Raw genomic sequence first — 17,564 nt, 5'->3', positions numbered from 1 at the left:
CAAAACCCCAACCGGTGACACAGTGGGACGTATGACCACCCCCGAAGAAGACCGCCCCCGGACCACCACCCCCCACGGCACCCCCGACGCCCCCCGACTCACGGTCCGCGGCGAGGCCCACGTCGAAGTCGACCCCGAGACCGGCCGCATCGGCATCACCGTCACCTCCCGCGGCAAGGACCGCCGCACCGCCCTCGACGACCTCACCCGCCGCAACACCACCGCCCTCGACCTCGTCAGGTCCTACGGCGACGCCGTCCGGCACATCGAGACCGGCACCTTCTCCGTCAGCCCCGAACTGACCAAACACGGCCGCGGCGACCGCGTCCGCACCTACCACGGCAGCGTCCACCTCACCGCGGAACTCACCGACTTCACCGCCCTCGGCGAACTCGCCACCCGCCTCGCCGACTTGGACCTCACCCGCGTCGACGGGCCCTGGTGGGACCTGCGCCCCGACTCCCCGGCCCACCGCCGCGCCCGCCAGGAAGCCGTCCACGACGCCGTCCGACGGGCCCGCGAATACGCCGAGGCGCTCGGCACCTCCCTCACGGCCCTCGTGGAACTCGCCGACACCGGCACCGAGGACGCGCCCCGGGCGGCCTCCCGGAGCCGGATGCGCGTGATGGCCTACGCCGAGGCCGCCGAGGACACCGCCGCCGCCCTCGACCTCGAACCCCAGCGCCAGCATGTTCACGCCGAAGTGACCGCCCGCTTCACCATGGCGCCGCCGCGCCTGTGATTTCGGTTCCTCAGGGGCATTTCAAGAAAACCCGGCCGACATTCGAATGCTCATCGGAGCACCCCCCTGCACAATTCAACACTTGTCAATAGCCCTTCATGAAAAGGTTGTTGGGTAGTCATGCAGGGCCAATTCACTACCCGCCGGTAAGACATAGGCTCGAAACATGCGCCGAGCAAAGATCGTTTGTACTCTGGGGCCCGCCACCGACTCGTACGACCAGATCAAGGAACTGGTCGAGGCCGGAATGGACGTCGCCCGCTTCAACCTCAGCCACGGCGGACACGCCGAACACGAGGAGCGCTACCAGCGCGTACGCAAGGCCTCAGACGAGACCGGCCGCAGCGTCGGCCTCCTCGCCGACCTTCAAGGCCCGAAGATCCGCCTCGGCCGCTTCACCGAAGGACCTGTACTCCTTGAACGCGGCGACACCTTCACCATCACCGTGGAGGAAGGCGCCGAGGGCGACCGCGAGAGCTGCGGAACCACCTACGCCGGCCTCGCCGCCGACGTCACCCCCGGCGAACGCGTCCTCGTCGACGACGGCAAGGTCTGCCTCGAAGTCACCGCCGTCGACGGACCCCGCGTCCGCACCACGGTCGTCGAAGGCGGCATGATCTCCGACCACAAGGGCCTCAACCTCCCCGGCGTCGCCGTCTCCGTCCCCGCCCTCTCCGACAAGGACGAGGCCGACCTCCGCTGGGCCCTGCGCACCGGCTTCGACGTCATCGCCCTCTCCTTCGTCCGCAGCGGCCGCGACATCGAGGACGTCCACCGCATCATGGACGAGGAAGGCCGCCGCCTCCCCGTCATCGCCAAGATCGAGAAGCCCCAGGCCGTCGAGAACATCGACGACATCGTCGCCGCCTTCGACGGCATCATGGTCGCCCGCGGCGACCTCGGCGTGGAAATGCCCCTGGAGCAGGTCCCGATCGTCCAGAAGCGCGCCGTCAAACTCGCCAAGCGCAACGCCAAGCCCGTCATCGTCGCCACCCAGATGCTCGACTCCATGATCGAGAACTCCCGCCCCACCCGGGCCGAGGCCAGCGACGTCGCCAACGCCGTGATCGACGGCACCGACGCGGTCATGCTCTCCGGCGAGACCAGCGTCGGCAAGTACGCCATCGAGACCGTCCGCACCATGTCCCGCATCGTCGAAGCGGCCGAGGAAGACCTCCTCGCCCAGGGCCTGCCCCCGCTCACCGAACGGAACAAGCCCCGCACCCAGGGCGGCGCCGTCGCCCGCGCCGCCGCCGAGATGGGCGACTTCCTCGGCGCCAAGTACCTCGTCGCCTTCACCCAGTCCGGCGACACCGTCCGCCGCCTCTCCCGCTACCGCTCACCCATCCCCCTGCTCGCCTTCACCCCCGAGCCGGCCACCCGCTCCCAGCTCAACCTGACCTGGGGCGTGGAGACCTTCCTCGGCCCGCACGTCGACTCCACGGACGCGATGGTCGACCAGGTCGACGAACTCCTCCTCAAGTACGGCCGCTGCAAGAAGGGCGACATCGTCGTCATCACGGCCGGCTCACCCCCCGGAGTCTCCGGCTCCACCAACCTGGTCCGCGTCCACCACATCGGCGAGGACGACAGCCCGAAGTAGGCGGGGGGTCAGTGCTTGGGGCCGACGTGGAGGTCCAGGAGGGCGACGGACGCCTTCCTGGCCACCGAGATGTTGTGCACGCCGCCCCGCGTCCACTCGACTCCGAGGCGGTCGAGGGTGTCCGTGTAGAGCTGCCGGATGTCGTCGGACACGTTGGTGAAGAAGTACCGCGGATACGCGTAGCGCTTGGGCTCGCCGCCGACGGTCCGGGTGGTCCAGTTGATCACCCGGCATCCGTCGGAGTGGATGAGTCCACGGACGAACTCCCAGGGACGGGCGTCCACGACGCGCCGCTGCCAGGGTTCGAGCACGATCCGGCGCTCGTGCTTCTTGCCGGGCCCGTGCTGCGGAAACAGACACGTCCAGTGCCTGCTGTAGCCGACCACGGACGTGTGGCCGACAGCCCGCACCCGGCTCGCCCTCCCGCTCGGATTGACCGCCTCGACCGCCGCCGCACACGCCTCGATGAGGCCGGGCCAAGCGTCGGCGCAGGCGATGCGCAGGTAGTAGCCCGCCCTGGCAGGGCTGATGCACCCGTCACCCAGGTACAGCCCGAGCAGATAGCTGTACGCCGCCTCGTCGGCAGGCGGCTCCGGCACGGGACCGCAGCGGGAACAAGGAGTTCGCCGCATTCGCGGCAGCGGGTCGATGCGGGTCAGCCACGCCCGAATCGCGGCCCGGGACACACCGGTCTCCTTGCTGACGGAGTTCAGACTGCGCCCCTGGCCCAGCAACGCCAGGGCTCGCTCACGAGTACTCAGGTCGTACATGCGCACACCCTGTTGACGGTGGTCGGCGGGGGTCAGTGTTTGGGGCCCACGTGGGTGTCGAGCAGGGCGACCGAGGCTTTGCGAGCGACGGAGATGTTGAACGGGTCGCTGCCGCGCGCCAGGGTCGTCCACTCGACACCGACCTTGTCGAGGGTGTCCGCGAAGAGCTTCCGGATGTCGTCTGACTTGTTGGAGAAGAAGTACCGGGGGTAGTCGTAGCGCTTGCGCTCACCGCCTACGAGGCGAGTGGTCCAGTTGACGACGCGGCATCCGTCGGAGTGGATGAGCCCACGGATGAACTCCCACGGGTGGGCGTCGACGATGCGTTGCTGCCAGGGTTCGAGCGTGATTCGGCGCTCGTGCTTCTTGCCGGGGCCGTGCTGAGGGAACAGGCAGTGCAGGTGCTTCGAGTACACCTTCACGTTGTGGCAGCCGGTCCTGCGGACGCGGCATACGGAGTTGCCCGGGAAGACCGCGCGCATGGCCTGCTCGCAGTCGTCCATCAGGCCAGGCCAGGAGTCGGCGCAGGTGATCATCAGATTCGGTACGCGATGCTGCGTGTACTGGCTGATGTGGCCGTCGCCGAGATAGAGGCCGAGAAGGTAGCTGTAGGCCGACTCGTCGAGTTTCCGCCCGTCGCACCGTGGGCATTTCGGATCGTGTTTGCCGGGACACTCGCCGCGTTTCGCACGGTCCAGGTGCTTCCAGTAGCTGATCGTTCCGACGGGCACCCTGAGGCCGCGCGCCACGTCGGCGTTGCTCATTCCGTCGCGGAGGAGGGTCAGTGCCTTCTGTCGCACGTCAGTGCCATAGGAGTTCACGTGAACACTCTGTTAAAGCTGCGGCCGCGCCACGCAGCAAAAAGCGGATGTTCACGAGAACGTGCACATCCGCTTGCTATTGCCGACCTTGGAATCTAAGGAAAAGTGCCCCAGGTGGGATTCGAACCCACACTGTCCGCTGTTTGAGAGCGGCCTCTCTAACCGGTTGGAGTACTGGGGCCTTAGAAAAGCAGGGGAATCACAACCCCCAGGCGGACCCACCATACCGCAGCTAGGTAGGCTCTTGGGAGCAGCACCCCTGCCCTGAACGAGGAGCCCAAGTGACCGCCCCCGAGTCGCCCCAGCCCGTAGACGTGCCCGACGACGACAAGTCGCACGTGCCTCCGCTGACGACCCGTGTCGTCATCGCCGAGGACGAAGCGCTGATCCGGCTCGACCTGAAAGAGATGCTCGAGGAAGAGGGGTACTCCGTCGTCGGCGAGGCCGGTGACGGGGAGCAGGCGATCGAGCTGGCCCGGGAGCACAAGCCCGACCTCGTCATCCTCGATGTGAAGATGCCGAAGCTGGACGGCATCTCCGCCGCCGAGAAGATCGCCGAGGAGAGCATCGCCCCGGTGCTGATGCTCACCGCGTTCTCGCAGCGCGACCTCGTGGAGCGGGCGCGCGACGCCGGCGCGATGGCGTACCTGGTGAAGCCGTTCAGCAAGAGCGACGTCGTGCCGGCGATCGAGATGGCCGTCTCGCGTTTCACGGAGCTGCGGGAGCTGGAGAAGGAGGTCGCCGACCTCACCCAGCGGCTGGAGACGCGGAAGCTGGTGGACCGCGCGAAGTCGGTGTTGCAGACGGAGTACGGGCTGTCCGAGCCGGCCGCGTTCCGGTGGATCCAGAAGACGTCGATGGACCGGCGGATGTCGATGCAGCAGGTCGCGGAGGCGGTCATCCTGGACGCCGAGGAGAAGAAGGCCGCGAAGGGCTGAGCCTCGGCGGCGAGCGTGTACGGCGAAGGCCCGCACCCCCGGAATTCCGGTGGGGTGCGGGCCTTCGCCGTGGAACCGGGGAGGGGGCTCAGTCCTCGCCGAGGTAGGCCTTGCGGACCGACTCGTCGTGGAGGAGGTCCTGGCCGGTGCCGGACAGGACGATGTTGCCGACCTCCATGACGTGACCCTGGTCGGCGAGGGAGAGCGCCGCCTGGGCGTTCTGCTCGACGAGCAGGATCGTGGTGCCCTGCGACTTCAGCTCGGCGATCGTCGCCATGATCTTCTGCATCATGATCGGCGACAGGCCCATGGAGGGCTCGTCGAGCATCAGCAGCTTCGGCTGGGACATCAGGGCGCGACCCATGGCGAGCATCTGCTGCTCACCGCCGGAGAGGGTGCCGGCCGCCTGGTTGCGGCGCTCTCCGAGGATGGGGAACAGGTCGTACGCCTTCTGGATGTCCTTCTCGATGCCCTCCTTGTCCTTCCTGAGGAAGGCGCCGAGCTGGAGGTTCTCGAAGATGGTCAGGCGCGGGAAGATGTGCCGGCCCTCGGGGGAGTGGGCCAGGCCCAGCGCGACGATCTTGTGGGCGGCGATGCCGGTGAGCGGCTGGCCGTCGAACAGGATCTTCCCGGAGGTGGGCTTGAGCAGGCCCGAGAGGGTGCGCAGGGTCGTGGTCTTACCGGCGCCGTTGGTGCCGATGAGGGTGACGACCTGGCCGGCCTCGACGCTGAAGGAGATGCCCTTGACGGCTTCGATCTTGCCGTAGGAGACCCTGAGGTCCTCGACCTCTAGCAGTGCGGTCACTGGGCTTCTCCCTTGGTGCTGGTGGTGCTCGGCGCCTCGTCCTCGGCCGCGTCCTCCGGGGCGTCGCTCTCGGCGGTCGGGGCGGAGGCGGCACCGGCCTCGGCGGCCTCGACCTCGGCGGCCTCGGCCGCTCCGGGCGCGCCCTCGAAGGGCTCGCCCAGGTAGGCGGCGACGACGCGCTCGTCGGCCTGGACGACCTCGGAGGTGCCCTCGACGAGCTTCTCGCCCTGGACGAGGACGGCGACGCGGTCGCTGAGGTTGAAGACGAAGCGCATGTCGTGCTCGATGAGGAGGACGGCGATGCCCTTGTCGCGGATGGCGAAGACGAGGTCCTCGGTGGCCCGCGTCTCCTGGGGGTTCATGCCGGCCGTGGGCTCGTCGAGGAGGAGCAGGCCGGGGTCGGAGGCGAGGGCGCGGGCGATCTCCAGCTTGCGCTGCTCGCCGTAGGGGAGGTTGCGGGCGAGGTGGTCGCGCTTGTGGGCGAGACCGATGAACTCCAGGAGTTCCATGGCCCGTTCCTCGCTGGCCGCTTCCGCCTTCTTGAAGCCGGGTCCGCGCAGCAGCGCCGACCACAGGCCCTCCTTGGTCCGCGTGTGGCGGCCGACGAGGACGTTCTCCAGGACCGTCATGTTGGCGAAGAGGCGGATGTTCTGGAACGTACGGGCGATGCCCGCCTTGGTCACCAGGTGCGGCTTGGGCGGCAGGACCGTGCCCTGGTAGGAGACCGTGCCCTCGGTGGGGACGTACAGGCCCGTGAGGCAGTTGAAGAAGGTGGTCTTGCCGGCGCCGTTGGGGCCGATCAGGCCGACGATTTCACCGGCGTTGACCGTGAAGTCGACCGAGCGGACGGCGGTGAGGCCGCCGAAGCGCATGGTGACGCCGCGTGCTTCGAGTACAGGTGTCGTCATGGTTCGTTACGCCCCTGCCTTGGTGACGGCCGGTTCGTCGGTCAGCGTCGCTTGTTGTGGTACGTCGAGTTGGCCGGTCTCGTGGAACTCCAGCTGCCGGCGGCGGTTGGCGATGATGCCTTCCGGGCGGAAGCGCATCAGCAGCACCAGCGCGATGCCGAAGGCGAGCAGCGACTTCTCCTGGAGGAAGTTGAGCTTCTCCGGGAGGAGGTAGAGCAGTGCGGCGCCGAGGAGCGGGCCGGCGACGGTGCCCATGCCGCCGAGGACGACGGCCGCGAGCAGGAACGCCGAGTTGGGCGGGGTGGAGCCGGCGAACTGGTACGGCGTCGGGACGACGGAGTAGGTGACGTGGGCGCTGACGGTGCCGGCGAGGCCGGCGAGGGCGGCGCCGAGGGCGAAGGCGACGAGCTTGACCCGGAAGCCGTTGATGCCCATGGCGGTGGCGGCGGTCTCGTCCTCGCGGATGGCGATCCAGGAGCGGCCGATGCGGGAGTCCGCGGCGCGTGTGTAGACGAGGACGACGATGGCCATGATCAGGACCATCAGCAGGTAGTAGTTGGCGAAGCGGCCGAGGGTGAAGCCGGCGATGTCGTGCGATTCGCCCATGTTGAACCCGAAGAAGTTCAGGTCGGGGATGGACGGGATGCCGTTGGGGCCGTTGGTGATGTCGGGGCCGGAGTCGCCGTCCATGTTGTTGACGGCGATGCGGAAGATCTCACCGAAGCCGAGGGTGACGATGGCGAGGTAGTCGCCGCGCAGTCGCAGGGTCGGGGCGCCGATCAGGACGCCGAACAGCAGGGAGGCTGCGGCGCCGGTGAGGGCGGCGGCCCAGAAGGGGAACTGGACGCCGGAGAACCGGGAGAACTCGGAGCCGGAGACCAGGGCGGCGGTGTAGGCGCCGACGCCGAGGAAGGCGACGTAGCCGAGGTCGAGCAGGCCGGCGAGGCCGACGACGATGTTCAGACCGAGGGCGACCGTTCCGAAGATCAGGATGTTCACGCCGAGGTTGGCGTAGTGGTCGTCGGTCTGGGTGAAGGGGAACGCGATGGCGGCGACGAAGCCCATGGCGAGCGTGAAGCTGCGGTTGTGGGCGACGATCCGGGAGAAGTGGTCGAGTACGCCGCCGGTGTGCAGGGCCCACAGGGAGAAGCTGACCAGGATCAGGTAGCCGACGAAGAGTTCGCCGTACTCGGTGTCGATGCCGTAGGTGAAGACGAAGAGGCCGAGTGCGGTGACCGCGGTGATGACGGCTCGCTCCGCCCAGGGGGCGAGGGGCTGCGCGGCGGGGATCCGCTCGGCCTTGGCGACGTAGGCCTTGAGGTTGTCCTTGGTGTCCTCGCCGAGCTGCTCGGGCAGGGAGAGGGCGCCGAGGACCGGCAGCAGGGAGGCGATGGCGGCGATGTAGGCGCCGGGCTCCAGGTTGACGACACCGCCGAGTTCGACGCAGATCGAGATGACGGTGTACCAGGTGGTGCCGAGGCCGCCGAGTGCGATGAGTGCCAGGGGCGCGTTGTTCCTGGCGGGCAGGAGCCAGCCGAGTCCGCGGACGCCGTAGGCGGAGAGCGCGAACAGGGTGGTGAGGACGCCGGCGACGAGGGTCAGCCACTGCAGGCCGCCGGGGTAGCCGTAGTAGGTGAGGTCGCCGGGGAACTCGGAGGTCCAGGTCCAGGCGAGGAAGGCCGAGGCCGCGGTGGCGATGCCGCCGGCCAGGAGCAGGGCGCGCGCGGTGGCGAGCGGGAGGGGGAGCAGGCCGCGGGGGGCGGGTGCGGCGGGGGCCGCCGCGGTGTCCGGGGAGGTCTTCTCGATCTCGGTCACGTGATCACGCCCTGTCCGCGACGCGCTCGCCGAGCAGGCCCTGTGGCCTGACCAGGAGTACGAGGATGAGGAGGCAGAAGGCCCAGACGTTGGCCCAGCTCTGGCCGCCGAGCTGCTGCATGCCGGGGATCTCGTCGATGTAGGCGGAGGCGAGGGTCTCGGCGACGCCGAGGACGAGTCCGCCGAGCATGGCGCCGTAGATGTTGCCGATGCCGCCGAGGACGGCCGCGGTGAACGCCTTGAGGCCCATGAGGAAGCCCATGCGGTAGTCGATGTTGCCGTACTTCAGGCCGTAGGCGACTGCGGCGACGGCGGCGAAGAAGCCGCCGATCGCGAAGGCGATCACGATGATGCGGTTGGTGTCGATGCCCATGAGCTGGGCGGTGTCCGGGTCCTGGGCGGTGGCCTGCATGGCGCGGCCGGTGCGGCTCTTGCGGACGAAGAAGGCCAGGGAGGCCATGCACAGGAGGGCGGCGACGATCAGGAAGATGTCGGCGTCCTTGATGGTGACGGAGCCGATCTCGTGGGTGGCGTCGAGGCCGGGGAAGGCGATGGCTCGGTCGGCGCCGGGGTAGAAGTTCCGGACGACTTCCTGGAGGGCCAGGGAGAGGCCGATCGCGGTGATGAGCGGTGCCAGTCGTGGTGCTCCGCGCAGTGGTCGGTAGGCGAACCGTTCCGCCCCGACGGCGATGAGGATGGCGACGAGGCCGCCGCCTATCAGCATGAGGGGGACGGCGACGGCCATCGCGGTGCCGTCGGGAAGGATGTAGAAGTAGACCGTGAACGCGCCGAAGGCGCCGGTCATGAAGATCTCGCCGTGCGCGAAGTTGATGAGCTGGACGATGCCGTACACCATCGTGTAGCCGATGGCGATCAGCCCGTACATCGAGCCTAGAAGCAGCCCGTTGGCCAGCTGCTGCGGCAGGGTGTTCACCGCATGGCCTCCATGTCGCTGGATGTCGTGTGCACTGGTCTCGTGCAAGGTCGTGGGTGCACTGAACGTGTGCAGGTCCGGGTGTGAGAACGGGCCGCGCGGTCGGGGTCCCCTCCCGCGCGGCCCGCGTTGCTGCGGAGCTGCCTGGGTCAGCCGAGGTCGGCGGTGCCGGTCTTCACAGCCTTCCACGCACCGTTTTCAACCTGGTAAACCGTCAGCTGCTTGTTGGTGGTGTCGCCGTACTCGTCGAAGGAGACCTTGCCGGAGAGACCCTCGAAGTCCGACTTCTGGACCTCGGCGACGACCTTGGCACGCAGGTCGTTGATGTCGCTGGGGACCTTGCCGTCGTTGGCGTCCACGACCGCCTTCACGGCCTTGATGATGGCGGTGGTGGCGTCGTAGGAGTACGCGCCGTAGGCGCCGTAGTCACCCTTGTAGCCCTTGGACTTGTAGGTCTCGATGAACTGCTTGGCGGCGGGCAGGGTGTCCGCGGGGACACCGATCGCGGTGGCGAGGTCGCCCTCGGTGGGCTTGCCGCCGGCCTCGATGTAGGTGGTGGCGAACATGCCGTCACCGCCGAACAGCGGGATCTTCACGCCGCCGTCCTTCATCTGCTTGGTGAGCAGCGCGGACTCGTCGTACTGGCCGCCGTAGTAGAGGATGTCGGCCTTGGAGTTCTTGATCTTGGTGACGAGCGAACCGAAGTCCTTGTCACCGGTGTTGACGTGGTCCGTCTCGACGACCTTGCCGCCGAGCTTCTTGAACTGCTCGCTGAAGATCTTCGCCAGGCCGGCGCCGTACGTCTGCTTGTCGTCGACGACGAAGACGCTCTTCTTCTTGAGGCCGTTGTAGGCGTAGTCCGCGGCGAAGCTGCCCTGGAGCTCGTCCGTGGTGGCCGTGCGGAAGTAGGTGTCGAACGGCCGCTTCTTCTCGCCCTGCCAGTCCTTGCCCTGGGTGAGCTCGGGGTTGGTGTTGGACGGGGAGATCTGGACCATGTTGGCGGAGGCGAAGACCTGCTGCATGGTCTGGGCGACGCCGGAGTTCAGCGGGCCGACGGCGCCGACGGCCGTCTTGTCGCCGGTGATGGCGGTGGCGTTGGTCTGGCCGGTGGCCGGCTGCGCCTTGTCGTCGTAGGCCTTCAGCTTGAAGGTCACGCCCGGGACGAGCTTGTTCTTGTTCGCGTCGTCGACAGCGATCTGGGCGCCGTACTGGATGCCGAGGCCGGTGGTGGAGTTCTCACCGGAGAGCGGGGCGTCGACACCGATGGTCAGCGTCGTGGTCTCGCCGCTGTTGCTGTCGCCGCCGCCGTTGTCGTCTCGGGAGCCGCAGGCGGTGAGGGACAGCGCTCCGGTCGCGAGGACGGAGGTAAGTATCACCAAGGAACGTCGCACAATCAGTCCTTTCCGCAGTCACACCCGCCCCTGTTGGGGGCGAAGAGTGCCGCGCTGGTACCGAACTCCCGATGGAGCGGTGACTGGCCGTGACTCTAAGCCCGGTATGTGGAGATGGGCATCGGCGTGGGCTTCCTTGTGACTTTCTTGTTATGACGGGGTGGAGCGAGGCCTTCGGTGGGGGGTGCTCTCAGCCGTTTTGGCGGAATTTCCGCTCGGTCCGCATTCTGAGAACCCGCACTTCCGGTTGGCAGTGGGGCAGGTCGGGCGGGTTCGGGGCCGCGGGCCCCGTGGAGGGGGCCGGAAACGCCGCCGGGGAATGCGTGGCCGAAGTCGGGGCCGCCGCGTTGTATTGCGCGAGTGTTACGCAGCGTTACGCCGGGAAAGGGAAGCTCCGCATTCAGGGGCAGTTCCGAACAGTCGGATACGGAAATCTCCGCCGTGATGCGCCGAGTTGTGCCACCGAGGAAGGCGAACTCGGTTTTCGGGCCTCGTGAGCCGGTGATCATCCCTGGGATCCGTGGGGTGACGTCGGGGTCGGGCGCGGTGGCTCGGGCGAGAGTGCAACGACCCCTGGTGAGAAAGGAGTTGAGCTTCTCTTGAGGTCGGTTCGGTCCCGTGTGGTGACGTCGGAGGGCCGGGGTGCGGGAGGGTGGTCCGATGATCGTCGGGGCTCGGGGGGACCGCTCGGGCCGCGGGGACGGTGACGGCGGGCGATGCGCCCAGCGTGACGACGCGGGCCCGGGGGAGTGCCGGCGAGGGCGCGCCCGTCAATGATCGAATACCGGGCGGGAGTTCGGGCCGGGCCGTGGTGCGGTGATCCACGGCCCGGCCCGCCGGGTGATCGAGTGGTGCCGGGCGGGTCAGCCGGTGGCGCCCACGGGCTCGCCGTCGCCGGGGCGGACGTCGCGCAGCAGGCAGGTCAGGCGGGCGGTGCAGACGCGCTTGTCGTTCTCGTCGGTGATCACGACCTCGTAGGTCGCGGTCGTCCGGCCCCGGTGCACCGGTGTGGCCACGCCCGTCACCAGGCCCGACCGGACGCCCCGGTGGTGGGTGCAGTTCAGGTCGACGCCGACGGCGATCTTCGTCGACCCGCCGTGCAGCATGGACCCCACGGAGCCGAGCGTCTCGGCGAGGACGGCCGAGGCGCCCCCGTGCAGCAGACCGTACGGCTGGGTGTTCCCCTCCACCGGCATCGTGCCGACGACCCGGTCCGCCGAGGCCTCCAGGATCTGCACGCCCATCCGGTTGCCCAGATGCCCCGCCGAGAACAGTGCCGGAAGGTCCACCCCGAGCGCGGCGTACTCGTCGATGATCTCCTGCGGGAACTTCACCTGCTGCTGCTCGCCCATGGGGCCTGACTCCGTTCGTCGGTCCGGTCCGGCGTCCGCCGGCACCTGAGCAAACGCTCAGTCGGTCGCCGATTGTTCCAGACGCACCACGACGGACTTGCTGGCCGGGGTGTTGCTGGTGTCCGCGGTGGAGTCCAGCGGCACCAGCACATTGGTCTCCGGGTAGTACGCCGCCGCGCACCCCCGGGCCGTCGGATAGTGCACGACCCGGAAGCCGGGCGCGCGCCGTTCGACGCCGTCCCGCCACTCCCCGACCAGGTCCACGTAGGCCCCGTCGGCCACTCCGAGGGCCGCCGCGTCCTCCGGGTTCACCAGGACCACCCGTCGGCCGTTCCGGATCCCCCGGTAACGGTCGTCGAGCCCGTAGATCGTGGTGTTGTACTGGTCGTGCGAGCGCAGCGTCTGGAGCAGCAGCCGTCCCTCGGGCAGCTCCGGGTACTCCACGGGCGCCGCGGTGAAGTTGGCCTTGCCGGTGGCGGTCGGGAACCGCCGTTCGTCGCGCGGGGCGTGCGGCAGGGCGAAGCCGCCGGGGTCGGCCACGCGCGCGTTGAAGTCCTCGAACCCCGGGATGACCCGGGCGATGCGGTCGCGGACGGTCGCGTAGTCCTTCTCGAACTCCTCCCACGGCACCCGGCTGTCCGCCCCGAGCACCCGGCGCGCCAGCCGGCACACGATGGCCGGCTCGGACAGCAGGTGCCCGCTCGCCGGTTCCAGCCGCCCGCGCGAGGCGTGCACCATGCCCATGGAGTCCTCCACGGTCACGAACTGCTCGCCGCTCGCCTGGAGATCGCGTTCGGTGCGGCCCAGCGTCGGCAGGATCAGCGCCCGCGCACCGGTGACCGCGTGCGAGCGGTTCAGCTTGGTCGACACGTGCACGGTCAGCCGCGCCCGCCGCATCGCCGCCTCGGTCACCTCCGTGTCGGGGGAGGCGGACACGAAGTTGCCGCCCATCGCGAAGAACACCTTCGCCCGGTCGTCGCGCATCGCACGGATGGCCTCGACGACGTCATGGCCGTGCTCGCGCGGGGGAGCGAACCCGAACTCCCGCTCCAGGGCGTCGAGGAAGGCCGGCGCGGGCCGCTCGAAGATGCCCATCGTCCGGTCGCCCTGGACGTTGGAGTGGCCGCGCACCGGGCAGACGCCCGCGCCGGGCCGGCCGATGTTGCCGCGCAGCAGCAGGAAGTTGACCACCTCGCGGATGGTCGGCACCGAGTGCTTGTGCTGGGTGAGTCCCATCGCCCAGCACACGATGGTCCGTTCGGAGTCGAGGACCATCCGCAGCGCCCGCTCGATCTCCTCCCGGGCGAGGCCGGTCGCGGTGAGCGTCTCGCCCCAGTCGGCGTCCCGGGCCGCGGCGGCGAACTCCTCGTAGCCGTGGGTGTGTTCGCGCACGAAGTCCTCGTCCACGGCGCCCGAGGCGGGGTCGCGCTCCTGCTCGGCGAGGATCAGCTTGTTCAGCAGCCGGAACAGGGCCTGGTCGCCGCCGATGCGGATCTGCAGGAACAGGTCGGTGAGCGCGGCGCCGCGGATCATGCCCTGCGCGGTCTGCGGGTTCTTGAACCGCTCCAGCCCGGCCTCGGGCAGCGGGTTGACGCTGATCACCCGGGCGCCGCCGGCCTTGGCCTTCTCCAGCGCCGAGAGCATCCGGGGGTGGTTGGTGCCCGGGTTCTGCCCGGCGACGATGATCAGGTCCGCCCGGTGGAGGTCCTCCAGCAGGACGCTGCCCTTGCCGATGCCGATCGTCTCGTTCAGCGCCGAACCGGACGACTCGTGGCACATGTTCGAGCAGTCCGGCAGGTTGTTGGTGCCGAACTCGCGGGCGAAGAGCTGGTACAGGAACGCGGCCTCGTTGCTGGTCCGGCCCGAGGTGTAGAAGAGGGCCTCGTCGGGGGAGGCGAGCGCGGTCAGCTCCTCGGCGACGATGTCGAAGGCGCGTTCCCAGGTGACCGGCTCGTAGTGGTCGCCGCCCTCGGGCAGGTACATGGGATGGGTCAGCCGGCCCTGCTGTCCCAGCCAGTAGCCGCTGCGGCCGGCGAGGTCGGTCACGGAGTGCGCGGCGAAGAACTCAGGGGTCACCCGGCGCAGGGTGGCCTCCTCGGCGACCGCCTTGGCGCCGTTCTCGCAGAACTCGGCGGTGTGCCGGTGCTCCGGCTCCGGCCAGGCGCAGCCGGGGCAGTCGAAGCCGTCCTTCTGGTTGACGCGCAACAGCGTCAGCGCGGTCCGCCTCACGCCCATCTGCTGCCGGGCCATTCTCAGGGTGTGCCCGATGGCGGGCAGTCCCGCGGCGGCGTGCTGGGGTCCGGCGACCTGCGGTGCGTCCTGGACGGGATCGCCCTTGGGTGGCTTCGTCGCCATCGCACGCTCTCCTTACGACTGCACGGCCGCACGGCCGTGTGTGTGAGGTACCTCTTCGATCCTCGCACGTGTCGGTGACGGCGTCCGGGGTGGGGCCGAGGGCGGCCCCCGGGTGTGCGCGGCACCGACTGTCAGTGCGGCGTGGCAGGATCGGGGACGTGGCAGAGACAGCATCGAAGAAGACCGAGACGAACCCCGGCGCCGGCCGTCCGCGGCTGATGCTCATGGACGGGCATTCCCTTGCGTACCGCGCGTTCTTCGCGCTGCCCGCGGAGAACTTCACGACCGCGACGGGGCAGCCGACGAACGCCATCTACGGCTTCGCGTCGATGCTGGCCAACACGCTGCGCGACGAGGCGCCCACGCACTTCGCGGTCGCCTTCGACGTGTCGCGCAAGACCTGGCGCTCCGAGGAGTTCACGGAGTACAAGGCGAACCGTTCCAAGACCCCGGACGAGTTCAAGGGGCAGGTCGAGCTGATCGGCGAGCTGCTCGACACCATGCACGTCTCCCGGTTCGCGGTCGACGGCTTCGAGGCCGACGACGTGATCGCGACGCTCGCCACCCAGGCCGAGGCCGAGGGCTTCGAGGTGCTGATCGTCACCGGAGACCGGGACTCCTTCCAGCTGGTCAGCGAGCACACCACGGTGCTGTACCCGACGAAGGGCGTGTCGGAGCTGACCCGGTTCACTCCGGAGAAGGTCGTCGAGAAGTACGGGTTGACGCCCGCGCAGTACCCGGACTTCGCGGCCCTGCGGGGCGACCCGTCCGACAACCTGCCCGGTATCCCGGGTGTCGGTGAGAAGACCGCGGCGAAGTGGATCAACCAGTTCGGTTCGTTCGCGGAGCTGGTCGAGCGGGTCGAGGAGGTCAAGGGCAAGGCGGGCCAGAACCTCCGGGACCACCTGGAGGCGGTCAAGCTCAACCGTCGTCTGACGGAGATGGTGCGCACCGTCGAGCTGCCGAAGACGGTCACCGACCTGGAGCGGACCGCGTACGACCGCAAGGCGCTCGCGATGGTTTTGGACACCCTGGAGATCCGCAACCCCTCCCTGCGGGAGCGGCTGCTGGCCGTCGACCCCGGCGCGGAGGAGGCCGAGGAGGCGCCGGTCGTCGCGGAGGGCGTGGAGCTGGACGGCGCGGTCCTGGGCACCGGTGAGCTGGCCCCGTGGCTGGCCGAGCACGGTGGCGGGACCCTCGGGGTCGCCACCGTCGACACCTGGGCGCTGGGCGCCGGCTCGGTCGCCGAGGTGGCGCTGGCCGCCGCGGGCGGTCCCGCGGCCTGGTTCGACCCGTCCCAGCTGGACGAGGCCGACGAGACGGCGTTCGCGGAGTGGCTGGCCGACGCCGGCCGTCCCAAGGTCTTCCACAGCGCCAAGGGCGCGATGCGCGTCTTCGCCGAGCACGGCTGGACCGTGGCGGGCGTGTCCATGGACACCGCCCTCGCCGCCTACCTGGTCAAGCCGGGCCGCCGCTCCTTCGACCTGGACGCGCTGTCCCTGGAGTACCTCCACCGCGAGCTGGCGCCGGCCGCCGCGGCCGACGGGCAGCTGGCCTTCGGGGCCGACGAGGGCGCCGAGGCCGAGGCGCTGATGGTGCAGGCCCGCGCCGTCCTCGACCTGGGCGAGGCGTTCGAGGGCCGGCTGGAGGAGGTCGGCGCGGCCGATCTGCTGCGCGACATGGAGCTGCCCACCTCCGCGCTGCTGGCCCGGATGGAGCGGCACGGCATCGCCGCGGACCGGGCGCACCTGGAGTCCATGGAGCAGATGTTCGCGGGCGCCGTGCAGCAGGCGGTGAAGGAGGCGCACGCGGCGGCGGGCCACGAGTTCAACCTGGGCTCGCCCAAGCAGCTCCAGGAGGTCCTCTTCGGCGAGCTGGGGCTGCCGAAGACGAAGAAGACCAAGACCGGCTACACCACCGACGCGGACGCCCTGGCCTGGCTGGCCGGCCAGACCGACAACGAACTCCCGGTGATCATGCTCCGCCACCGTGAGCAGGCGAAGTTGCGGGTCACGGTCGAGGGCCTGATCAAGACGATCGCGGCGGACGGCCGTATCCACACCACCTTCAACCAGACGGTCGCCGCGACCGGCCGGCTCTCCTCCACCGACCCGAACCTCCAGAACATCCCCGTCCGCACGGACGAGGGCCGGGCGATCCGCCGCGGCTTCGTCGTCGGCGAGGGTTTCGAGTCGCTGATGACGGCGGACTACAGCCAGATCGAGCTGCGGGTGATGGCCCACCTGTCCGCGGACGCGGGCCTGATCGAGGCCTTCACCTCGGGCGAGGACCTGCACACCACCGCCGCCTCCCAGGTCTTCGGCGTCGAGCCGTCCGCGGTGGACGCGGAGATGCGCCGCAAGATCAAGGCGATGTCGTACGGGTTGGCGTACGGCCTGTCGGCCTTCGGCCTCTCGCAGCAGCTGAACATCGAGGCGGGCGAGGCGCGCGCCCTGATGGACGCCTACTTCGAGCGCTTCGGCGGCGTACGGGACTACCTGCGCCGCGCGGTCGACGAGGCCCGCGCGACGGGCTACACGGCCACGCTCTTCGGCCGCCGCCGCTATCTGCCCGACCTCAACAGCGACAACCGCCAGCGCCGTGAGGCGGCCGAGCGGATGGCGCTGAACGCCCCGATCCAGGGCACCGCGGCCGACATCGTGAAGATCGCCATGCTCAAGGTCGACGAGGCCCTGCGCGAGGCCGGTCTGAAGTCCCGGATGCTCCTCCAGGTCCACGACGAAATCGTGCTGGAGGTGGCCCCGGGCGAACGGGAGCGCGCGGAGACCCTGGTCCGCGACCAGATGTCCACCGCGGTCACCCTGGACGTCCCCCTGGGCGTCTCAGTCGGCGACGGCCCCAACTGGGAATCCGCAGCCCACTAACCCCCCACAGGGGGAAAGAGGGCGGCACGCCAGTGCCGTCCAGGGGCGCGGGGAACTGCGCGCCAAGCCACACACGACCCGCGCCCCACCCACGACACCGGCCACCCCGCCACGGGAGTGCCCCGCAACAAAGACGGCGGCACAACAGCGCCGTCCAGGGGCGCGGGGAACTGCGCGCCAAGCCACACACGACCCGCGCCCCACCCACGACACCGGCCACCCCGCCACGGGAGTGCCCCGCAACT

General features: G+C 69.3%; 13 protein-coding genes and 1 tRNA gene. 4 read left to right on the top strand and 10 right to left on the bottom strand.

Annotated elements, in window-relative coordinates; genetic code table 11:
- Positions 1-31: 31 nt before the first annotated feature.
- Positions 32-742: an SIMPL domain-containing protein gene (locus tag AB0E07_RS00175; protein ID WP_362244677.1), complete on the top strand. Its 711-nt coding sequence runs from the start codon at positions 32-34 to the stop codon at positions 740-742.
- A gap of 166 nt (positions 743-908) precedes the next feature.
- Complete coding sequence (pyk, locus tag AB0E07_RS00170; RefSeq protein WP_362244675.1) at positions 909-2,345, top strand: pyruvate kinase; 1,437 nt, start codon at positions 909-911, stop codon at positions 2,343-2,345.
- Positions 2,346-2,353: 8 nt separating this feature from the next.
- On the opposite strand, the gene AB0E07_RS00165 is transcribed toward pyk, so the two are convergent.
- From AB0E07_RS00165 to AB0E07_RS00155, 3 genes are all read right to left on the bottom strand, one after another.
- The gene (locus AB0E07_RS00165) at positions 2,354-3,115 is read right to left on the bottom strand and encodes a transcriptional regulator (protein WP_362244673.1); all 762 of its coding nucleotides are present in this window, start codon (positions 3,113-3,115) and stop codon (positions 2,354-2,356) included.
- A gap of 32 nt (positions 3,116-3,147) precedes the next feature.
- Positions 3,148-3,936 (bottom strand): helix-turn-helix domain-containing protein, encoded by a 789-nt coding sequence (locus tag AB0E07_RS00160; RefSeq protein ID WP_362244671.1) that lies wholly within the window; start codon positions 3,934-3,936, stop codon positions 3,148-3,150.
- A 106-nt stretch (positions 3,937-4,042) separates the two neighbouring features.
- Positions 4,043-4,117 (bottom strand) — tRNA-Leu (locus tag AB0E07_RS00155).
- 100 nt (positions 4,118-4,217) lie between these two features.
- Between AB0E07_RS00155 and AB0E07_RS00150 the strand changes: the two genes are divergently transcribed.
- Entirely contained in the window at positions 4,218-4,874 is a 657-nt protein-coding gene (locus AB0E07_RS00150; protein WP_362244669.1) for a response regulator, read from the top strand.
- A gap of 88 nt (positions 4,875-4,962) precedes the next feature.
- On the opposite strand, the gene AB0E07_RS00145 is transcribed toward AB0E07_RS00150, so the two are convergent.
- The 7 genes from AB0E07_RS00145 to AB0E07_RS00115 form a co-directional block, all read right to left on the bottom strand.
- Complete coding sequence (locus AB0E07_RS00145) at positions 4,963-5,679, bottom strand: ABC transporter ATP-binding protein (protein WP_362244667.1); 717 nt, start codon at positions 5,677-5,679, stop codon at positions 4,963-4,965.
- The gene (locus AB0E07_RS00140; RefSeq protein WP_362244665.1) at positions 5,676-6,587 is read right to left on the bottom strand and encodes an ABC transporter ATP-binding protein; all 912 of its coding nucleotides are present in this window, start codon (positions 6,585-6,587) and stop codon (positions 5,676-5,678) included. The genes AB0E07_RS00145 and AB0E07_RS00140 overlap by 4 nt, the downstream gene beginning before the upstream one ends.
- A gap of 6 nt (positions 6,588-6,593) precedes the next feature.
- Entirely contained in the window at positions 6,594-8,402 is a 1,809-nt protein-coding gene (locus AB0E07_RS00135) for a branched-chain amino acid ABC transporter permease (RefSeq protein WP_362244663.1), read from the bottom strand.
- A 4-nt stretch (positions 8,403-8,406) separates the two neighbouring features.
- Positions 8,407-9,336 (bottom strand): branched-chain amino acid ABC transporter permease, encoded by a 930-nt coding sequence (locus AB0E07_RS00130; protein ID WP_362244661.1) that lies wholly within the window; start codon positions 9,334-9,336, stop codon positions 8,407-8,409.
- Between the two features lie 149 nt (positions 9,337-9,485).
- The gene (locus AB0E07_RS00125) at positions 9,486-10,715 is read right to left on the bottom strand and encodes a branched-chain amino acid ABC transporter substrate-binding protein (protein WP_362245716.1); all 1,230 of its coding nucleotides are present in this window, start codon (positions 10,713-10,715) and stop codon (positions 9,486-9,488) included.
- An 875-nt stretch (positions 10,716-11,590) separates the two neighbouring features.
- Complete coding sequence (locus AB0E07_RS00120) at positions 11,591-12,079, bottom strand: hotdog fold thioesterase (RefSeq protein WP_362244659.1); 489 nt, start codon at positions 12,077-12,079, stop codon at positions 11,591-11,593.
- A gap of 57 nt (positions 12,080-12,136) precedes the next feature.
- A complete protein-coding gene (locus AB0E07_RS00115) occupies positions 12,137-14,434 on the bottom strand; it encodes an FdhF/YdeP family oxidoreductase (RefSeq protein WP_362244657.1) in 2,298 nt (765 codons plus the stop codon).
- Between the two features lie 158 nt (positions 14,435-14,592).
- Between AB0E07_RS00115 and polA the strand changes: the two genes are divergently transcribed.
- A complete protein-coding gene (polA, locus tag AB0E07_RS00110) occupies positions 14,593-17,319 on the top strand; it encodes a DNA polymerase I (protein WP_362244655.1) in 2,727 nt (908 codons plus the stop codon).
- Positions 17,320-17,564: the final 245 nt, after the last annotated feature.

It is taken from the genome of Streptomyces sp. NPDC048002 (assembly GCF_040653275.1).
Taxonomy (GTDB): domain Bacteria; phylum Actinomycetota; class Actinomycetes; order Streptomycetales; family Streptomycetaceae; genus Streptomyces.
Note: the sequence above shows the minus strand (reverse complement) of the source record. Positions and strands in the feature narration are given on the sequence as shown.